At 67.1% G+C, this 8,401-nt stretch carries 7 protein-coding genes and 1 pseudogene; all 8 read left to right on the top strand.

Features of this window, described 5'->3' with window-relative positions; all coding sequences use genetic code 11:
- Positions 1-273 (top strand): annotated as a pseudogene (locus tag A5750_RS26400) (hypothetical protein); the annotation flags it as partial.
- A 115-nt stretch (positions 274-388) separates the two neighbouring features.
- On the top strand, positions 389-1,300 hold the full coding sequence (locus A5750_RS18240; RefSeq protein WP_066955520.1) for a Rossmann-like and DUF2520 domain-containing protein: 912 nt from the start codon (positions 389-391) through the stop codon (positions 1,298-1,300).
- The gene (gene panC / locus A5750_RS18235) at positions 1,297-2,235 is read left to right on the top strand and encodes a pantoate--beta-alanine ligase (protein WP_066955517.1); all 939 of its coding nucleotides are present in this window, start codon (positions 1,297-1,299) and stop codon (positions 2,233-2,235) included. Before A5750_RS18240 ends, panC begins: the two co-directional genes overlap by 4 nt.
- Positions 2,235-2,654, top strand: coding sequence for an aspartate 1-decarboxylase (gene panD, locus A5750_RS18230; protein ID WP_066955514.1), 420 nt, complete (start codon positions 2,235-2,237; stop codon positions 2,652-2,654). Before panC ends, panD begins: the two co-directional genes overlap by 1 nt.
- 2 nt (positions 2,655-2,656) lie before the next feature.
- On the top strand, positions 2,657-3,472 hold the full coding sequence (locus A5750_RS18225; RefSeq protein ID WP_066955511.1) for a type III pantothenate kinase: 816 nt from the start codon (positions 2,657-2,659) through the stop codon (positions 3,470-3,472).
- Between the two features lie 48 nt (positions 3,473-3,520).
- Complete coding sequence (gene lysS, locus A5750_RS18220) at positions 3,521-5,023, top strand: lysine--tRNA ligase (RefSeq protein ID WP_066955508.1); 1,503 nt, start codon at positions 3,521-3,523, stop codon at positions 5,021-5,023.
- 124 nt (positions 5,024-5,147) lie between these two features.
- Positions 5,148-5,486 (top strand): histone-like nucleoid-structuring protein Lsr2, encoded by a 339-nt coding sequence (lsr2, locus tag A5750_RS18215; protein WP_066955505.1) that lies wholly within the window; start codon positions 5,148-5,150, stop codon positions 5,484-5,486.
- Positions 5,487-5,799: 313 nt separating this feature from the next.
- Positions 5,800-8,334, top strand: coding sequence for an ATP-dependent protease ATP-binding subunit ClpC (gene clpC1 / locus A5750_RS18210; protein WP_066955496.1), 2,535 nt, complete (start codon positions 5,800-5,802; stop codon positions 8,332-8,334).
- Positions 8,335-8,401: the final 67 nt, after the last annotated feature.

Here is an 8,401-nt window from a genome sequence, read left to right as displayed (position 1 = left end):
TGTCACGGACGATTCGGAGCCGGTCCAGCTACTGCCCGGCGTTCCGGGCCGCCACCACAGTCGCCACCCCCCGCCGCCGAGCAACCACCGCGCCTGGCACCGCCGCCCGCGCCGGAACACACGCCCCGACACGGCGGCGTGGACCCGCAGGCGGAGGGTTTGAACGGGATGGGCGAGGGCCCCTCGACCGGAGGCCAGTCGGTTGCCGACCTGTTGGCGCGGTTGCAGGTGCAGCCGTCCGAGGGCGGCCGCCGCCGGCGCCGCGACGGCTGAGCTGGGAGCTTCCTCACATTGGGTGCCGCCCGGTAATCGACTACAGTTTTAGTGACCGAACGGTACCCACCACGTGGGACCGGAACGAACGAAGAAATCTGTGAGGTCGTCTGCGATGGTGCAGTTCGACGGTTTGCGCCCGGCCAGGCTCAAGGTGGGGGTCATCTCCGCCGGCCGGGTTGGCACCGCGCTCGGGGTCGCGCTGGAGCGCGCCGACCACGTCGTGGTCGCGTGCAGCGCCATCTCCCACGTGTCGCGACAGCGGGCGCAGCGTTGGCTGCCCGATACCCCGGTGGTGGCCCCGCCGGACGTGGCCGCCGGCGCCGAGCTGCTCTTGCTGGCCGTTCCCGACAGCGAGCTCGCCGGCCTGGTGTCCGGGCTGGCCGCGACGTCGTCGGTGCGGCCGGGCACGATCGTCGTCCACACGTCCGGCGCCAACGGGGTGGGCATTCTCGCGCCGCTGGCCCAGGACGGTTGCATACCGCTCGCGATTCACCCGGCGATGACGTTCACCGGCTCCGATGAGGACATCAGCAGGCTGCCCGACACCTGCTTCGGCATCACCGCGGCCGACGACGTGGGCTATGCGATCGGTCAGTCGCTCGTCCTGGAGATGGGTGGCGAACCGTTCTGCGTGCGTGAGGAAGCGCGCGTGCTCTACCACGCCGCCCTGGCGCATGCGGGCAACCACCTGGTGACGGTGCTCGCCGACGCGCTCGAGGCGTTGCGGGCCGCGCTGCGCGGCAGCGAACTGCTCGGGCAGCAGTCCGTCGACGACCAGCCGGGCGGGATCGCCGAACGCATCGTCGGCCCGCTGGCCAGGGCGGCGCTGGAGAACACCCTGCAACGCGGGCAGGCCGCGCTGACCGGTCCGGTCGCGCGCGGTGACGCCGCCGCGGTCGCCGGGCACCTTGCCGCGCTGGACCAGGCCGACCCGGAACTGGCGCAGGCGTACCGGGTGAACGCCCTGCGGACCGCCCGGCGCGCCCACGCCCCCGCCGACGTCGTCGAGGTCCTGGCGGGATGAGACCAGGCAAGCCGCCCGCCTTCAAGGCCGGCGACCTCAATGTGTACTCGCGGCCGCAGGACGTCAGTGACGTCAGCCGGGCCCTGCGCCACACCGGCCGCCGGGTGATGTTGGTGCCGACCATGGGCGCGCTGCACGACGGTCACCTCACCCTGGTGCGCGCCGCCAAGCGGGTGCCCGGCTCGGTGGTGGCGGTGTCGATCTTTGTCAACCCGCTTCAGTTCGGTGCCGGGGAAGATCTGGACGCCTACCCGCGGACCCTGGATGACGACCTGGCGCTGCTGCGCGGCGAAGGCGTCGAAATTGTTTTCGCCCCAACGGCGGCGGCCATGTATCCCGACGGTCTGCGCACCACCGTGCAGCCCGGTCCGCTGGCCGCCGACCTAGAGGGCGGTCCGCGACCCACCCACTTCGCCGGCGTGTTGACCGTGGTGTGCAAGCTGCTGCAGATCGTGCGCCCGGACCGAGTGTTCTTCGGCGAGAAGGACTATCAGCAACTGGTGCTGATTCGACAGATGGTCGCCGACCTGAACCTCGACGTCGCGGTGGTCGGTGTGCCCACCGTCCGCGAAGCCGACGGGCTGGCCATGTCGTCGCGCAACCGCTACCTCGACCCGGGGCAGCGCGAGGCGGCCGTGGCGGTCTCGGCGGCGCTCACGGCGGCGGCGCACGCCGCCGACGCCGGGCCGCAGGCCGCGCTGGCCGCGGCGCGCGCGGTGCTCGATGCGGTGCCTGAGCTCACGGTCGACTACCTCGAGTTGCGCGACGCGGACCTGGGCCCGTTGGGGGCCAACAGAATCGGCCGGTTGCTCGTCGCGGTCCGGCTGGGCAGCACCAGACTGCTGGACAACATCTCGATCGAGATCGAAACTTCGCCGGCACCCGTGGGGCCGGACGGATATCGGGACACCCGTGAATCATCTTGGAGGAATTGATGCTACGGACGATGCTCAAGTCGAAGATCCACCGCGCCACCGTCACCCAGGCTGACCTGCACTACGTCGGCTCGGTGACCATCGACGCCGACCTGATGGAAGCTGCGGACCTGCTCGAGGGCGAGCAGGTGACCATCGTCGACATCGACAACGGCGCCCGCCTGGTGACCTATGCGATCACCGGGGAGCGGGGCAGCGGCGTGATCGGAATCAATGGCGCCGCAGCCCATCTCGTGCACCCCGGTGACCTGGTGATCCTGATCGCGTACGGGACCATGGAAGAGGCCGAGGCGCGGTCGTATGAGCCGCGGATCGTGTTCGTCGACGCCGACAACAAGGCGATCGACCTGGGCCACGATCCGGCATTCGTGCCCGCGGACGCCGCCGAGCTGCTGGATCCCCGAATCGTTGCGCGGTAACAGTGCTGCTCGCCATCGACGTCCGTAACACCCACACCGTGGTGGGGCTGATCTCCGGGTCCAAGGAGCACGCAAAGGTCGTGCAGCACTGGCGGATCCGGACCGAGTCCGAGGTGACCGCGGACGAGCTGGCCCTGACCATCGACGGCCTGATCGGCGACGACTCCGAGCGGCTCACCGGCGCGGCCGCCCTCTCCACCGTCCCGTCGGTGCTGCACGAAGTGCGGATCATGCTTGACCAGTACTGGCCGTCGGTGCCGCACGTGTTGATCGAACCGGGGGTGCGCACCGGCATCCCACTGCTCGTCGATAATCCAAAAGAAGTCGGCGCCGACCGAATCGTCAACTGCCTGGCTGCATTTCACAGGTTTCAAAGCGCCGCCATCGTCATCGACTTCGGTTCCTCGATCTGCGTGGACGTGGTTTCGGCCAAGGGCGAATTTCTCGGCGGCGCGATCGCCCCGGGCGTGCAGGTCTCCTCGGACGCCGCCGCGGCCCGCTCCGCCGCGCTGCGCCGGGTGGAGCTGTCCCGCCCGCGTTCGGTGGTGGGCAAGAACACCGTCGAATGCATGCAGGCCGGAGCGGTATTCGGCTTCGCCGGTCTGGTCGACGGTCTGGTCGGGCGCATTCGCGAGGACGTCGAGGGCTTTGCCGGAGACGATGTCGCGGTGGTCGCGACGGGACACACGGCACCGCTGCTGCTGCCCGAGCTGCACACCGCCAGCCATTACGACCAACACCTCACCCTGCAGGGACTGCGCCTGGTGTTCGAGCGCAACCGGGACACCCAGCGCGGTCGGCTGAAAACCGCGCGCTGAGACCACGTCAACGCAAGCTCGAAGACCGGTCATTTAAGCTGGCACGTCGTGAGTGACGCCGACCCAGCAGACCTGCCCGAGCAGTTCCGCATCCGCCGGGACAAGCGCGCTCGCTTGTTGGCGGAGGGCCGTGAGCCGTATCCGGTCGCGATCGAACGCACCCACACCCTGGCGCAGGTCCGCGCCGACCATCCCGACCTGCCGATCGACACCGCGACCGACGACGTCGTCGGCGTCGCGGGCCGGGTGATGTTTGCGCGCAACTCCGGGAAATTGTGCTTCGCGACACTTCAGGAGGGTGACGGCACCAGCCTCCAGGTGATGATCAGCCTCGACAAGGTGGGCCCCGAAGCGCTCGATGCGTGGAAAGCCGACGTCGACCTCGGCGACATCGTCTACGTGCACGGCAACGTGATCAGCTCACGCCGCGGCGAGTTGTCCGTCCTGGCCGATTCATGGCAACTGGCCGCGAAATCGTTGCGACCGCTGCCGGTGGCCCATAAGGAGATGAGCGAAGAGGCGCGGGTGCGGCAGCGCTACGTCGACCTCATCGTCCGGCCCCAGGCCCGGACGGTGGCGCGGCAGCGGATCGCCGTGGTGCGCGCCATACGCAACTCGCTCGAACGGCGCGGGTTTCTCGAAGTCGAAACGCCGATGTTGCAGACGCTGGCGGGGGGCGCGGCGGCGCGACCGTTCGTCACGCATTCCAATGCTCTCGACATGGATCTGTACCTGCGGATCGCGCCGGAACTGTTCCTGAAGCGCTGCATCGTCGGGGGTTTTGACAAGGTCTTCGAAGTAAATCGAGTCTTCCGAAACGAAGGCGCCGATTCCACCCATTCTCCGGAATTCTCCATGCTGGAGACCTACCAGGCGTACGGAACCTATGACGATTCGGCAGTCGTCACGCGTGAGCTTATTCAAGAGGTCGCCGATGAGGCGATCGGAACCAGACAACTACCGCTGCCCGACGGGAGCGTCTACGACATAGACGGAGAATGGGCGTCGATTCAAATGTACCCGTCGCTGTCGGCGGCACTCGGCGAAGAGATCACACCCGAGACGTCGGTTGAGCGGCTTTGGGCCATCGCGGACCGGCTCGGAATCGAGATTCCCCGCGATCGCGGCTACGGGCACGGAAAGCTCGTCGAGGAACTCTGGGAGCACACGGTGGGAGATACGTTGACCGCGCCCACCTTCGTGCGGGACTTCCCGGTTGAGACAACGCCTTTGACGCGCCAGCACCGCAGCATCCCCGGTGTGACCGAGAAGTGGGACCTCTACGTGCGCGGCGTCGAACTGGCCACCGGCTACTCCGAATTGAACGACCCCGTCGTGCAGCGGGAGAGATTCGCCGCGCAGGCCCGCGCCGCGGCGGCCGGCGACGACGAAGCGATGGTGCTCGACGAAGACTTTCTCGCCGCCCTCGAGTATGCGATGCCGCCGTGTACCGGAACGGGAATGGGTATCGATCGGTTGTTGATGTCTTTGACCGGACTGTCAATTCGAGAGACAGTTTTGTTCCCGATTGTTCGGCCGCACTCCACTTGAAAAGTGCAACTGTGCGGCTTGGGGCCGGATTGAGTATGCTGCGTTGTTATGGCAGATTGATGACCCGGGGAGGCTCACCCAATCTGCTCGGCAACTGTTCAGGACGAAATGCGAGGATAAGCTAATGGCGAAAAAAGTGACCGTCACCTTGGTCGATGATTTCGACGGTGCGGGCGCAGCCGACGAAACTGTCGAATTCGGGCTCGACGGGGTGACCTATGAGATTGACCTTTCGTCCAAGAATGCCGCGAAACTCCGCAGCGACCTGAAGCAGTGGGTGGAAGCCGGCCGTCGGGTCGGTGGTCGCCGGCGTGGGCGTTCCGGTTCCGGCCGCGGCCGCGGCGCGATCGACCGTGAACAGAGCGCGGCGATCCGCGAGTGGGCTCGCCGAAACGGTCACAACGTCTCGACGCGCGGCCGCATCCCGGCCGACGTAATCGACGCGTTCCACGCGGCGACCTGACAAACCTCTCAACCGGCGTCCGGGCGGCAGGCCTGGGCGCCGGTTTGTCGTTTCGCTGGCCGCGAAAAATGTCGCCGGTGAGTAAGGAAACGAATTGCCACTCCGCCACGTTGATTCAGTTACGGCGCTGTAATCACAGGGGAATCGCCCTAAACCGGCCCTGCGGGTCTTGAAGAGCAAGGAACCGCAAGGTTATGCCCCCTGGCAGGCCGACCATTACAGTGGATGGCAGGTATGCGATTCCGGCCCCAACGGGGACCGGTGGGCCACTGAGAGGCTAGTACCGATGGTGAGGGAGAGCAGGTAACCACCGATGTTTGAACGATTTACCGACCGTGCCCGCAGGGTCGTCGTCCTGGCGCAAGAAGAGGCCCGGATGCTCAACCACAACTACATCGGCACCGAGCACATCCTGTTGGGCCTGATTCACGAGGGCGAGGGCGTCGCCGCCAAGTCGCTGGAGTCGCTGGGCATCTCCCTCGAGGGCGTCCGCAGCCAGGTCGAGGAGATCATCGGCCAGGGCCAGCAGGCGCCGTCGGGACATATCCCGTTCACGCCGCGCGCCAAGAAGGTTCTCGAGCTGAGCCTCCGCGAGGCGCTCCAGCTCGGCCACAACTACATCGGCACCGAGCACATCCTGCTGGGTCTCATCCGCGAGGGTGAGGGCGTGGCCGCCCAGGTGTTGGTGAAGCTGGGCGCCGAGCTGACCCGGGTGCGCCAGCAGGTCATCCAGCTGCTGAGCGGCTACCAGGGCAAGGAGGCCGCGGAGGCCGGAACCGGTGGCCGCGGCGGCGAATCGGGCAGCCCGTCAACCTCGTTGGTGCTCGACCAGTTCGGGCGCAACCTGACGGCCGCCGCGATGGAAGGCAAGCTCGACCCGGTCATCGGCCGTGAGAAGGAAATCGAGCGGGTGATGCAGGTGCTGAGCCGGCGCACCAAGAACAACCCGGTGCTGATCGGCGAGCCCGGCGTCGGCAAGACCGCCGTCGTCGAGGGCCTGGCGCAGGCCATCGTGCACGGTCAGGTGCCGGAGACGCTGAAGGACAAGCAGCTCTACACGCTCGACCTCGGTTCGCTGGTGGCGGGCTCGCGCTACCGCGGTGACTTCGAGGAACGCCTGAAGAAGGTGCTCAAGGAGATCAACACCCGCGGCGACATCATCCTGTTCATCGACGAGCTGCACACGCTGGTCGGAGCCGGTGCCGCCGAGGGCGCGATCGACGCGGCCAGCATCCTCAAGCCCAAACTGGCCCGCGGTGAGCTGCAGACCATCGGCGCCACCACGCTCGACGAGTACCGCAAGTACATCGAGAAGGACGCCGCCCTGGAGCGCCGCTTCCAGCCGGTGCAGGTGGGCGAACCGACGGTGGAGCACACCATCGAGATCCTCAAGGGTCTGCGCGACCGCTACGAGGCGCACCACCGGGTGTCCATCACCGACTCGGCGCTGGTGGCCGCGGCCACCCTGGCCGACCGCTACATCAACGACCGGTTCCTGCCGGACAAGGCGATCGACCTGATCGACGAGGCCGGCGCCCGGATGCGGATCCGCCGCATGACCGCGCCGCCAGACCTGCGCGAGTTCGACGAGAAGATCGCCGACGCGCGCCGGGAGAAGGAATCGGCCATCGACGCCCAGGACTTCGAGAAGGCCGCCAGCCTGCGCGACCGCGAAAAGAACCTTGTCGCCCAGCGCGCGGAGCGTGAAAAGCAGTGGCGTTCAGGCGATCTCGATGTGGTTGCCGAGGTGGACGACAACGAGATCGCCGAGGTGCTGGGCAACTGGACCGGCATCCCGGTGTTCAAGCTCACCGAGGCGGAGACCACCCGCCTGCTGCGCATGGAGGACGAGCTGCACAAGCGGATCATCGGCCAGGTGGATGCCGTCAAGGCGGTCTCCAAGGCGATCCGCCGCACCCGCGCCGGCCTGAAGGACCCCAAGCGGCCGTCGGGATCGTTCATCTTCGCCGGCCCGTCCGGTGTCGGTAAGACCGAGCTGTCCAAGGCGCTGGCCAACTTCCTGTTCGGCGACGACGACGCGCTCATCCAGATCGACATGGGCGAGTTCCACGACCGGTTCACCGCGTCGCGGCTGTTCGGCGCCCCGCCGGGATACGTCGGCTACGAAGAGGGCGGCCAGCTCACCGAGAAGGTGCGGCGCAAGCCGTTCTCGGTGGTGCTGTTCGACGAGATCGAGAAGGCCCACCAGGAGATCTACAACAGCCTGTTGCAGGTCCTCGAGGACGGCCGCCTCACCGACGGCCAGGGACGCACGGTGGACTTCAAGAACACCGTGCTGATCTTCACCTCGAACCTCGGTACGTCCGACATCTCGAAGCCGGTCGGCCTCGGGTTCACCCAGAGTGGTGGCGACAACAACTACGAGCGGATGAAGCAGAAGGTCAACGACGAGCTGAAGAAGCACTTCCGCCCGGAGTTCCTCAACCGCATCGACGACATCATCGTCTTCCACCAGCTGACCAAGGACGAGATCATCCAGATGGTCGACCTGATGATCGAGCGCGTCGGCAAGCAGCTCAAGGCCAAGGACATGGCCATGGAGCTGACCGACAAGGCGAAGGCGTTGCTGGCGAAGCGTGGCTTCGACCCGGTGCTGGGTGCCCGCCCGCTGCGGCGCACCATCCAGCGCGAGATCGAGGACCAGCTGTCCGAGAAGATCCTCTTCGAGGAGGTCGGGCCGGGGCAGATCGTCACGGTCGACGTGGACAACTGGGACGGCGAGAGCCCCGGCGAGGACGCGGTGTTCACCTTCACCGGGGCCCGCAAGCCGCCGGCCGAGCCGGACCTGGCGAAGGCCGGAGCGCACGCGGCCCCTGAAACGCCGTAGCACTGCAGCAAACGGGTGGTTAATCTCTGACGGGATTAACCGCCCGTTTCGCAGCTAAGGAGTCCGC

The sequence above is a fragment of the Mycobacterium sp. 852002-51613_SCH5001154 genome, from assembly GCF_001667425.1.
GTDB lineage: Bacteria > Actinomycetota > Actinomycetes > Mycobacteriales > Mycobacteriaceae > Mycobacterium.
Note: the sequence above shows the minus strand (reverse complement) of the source record. Positions and strands in the feature narration are given on the sequence as shown.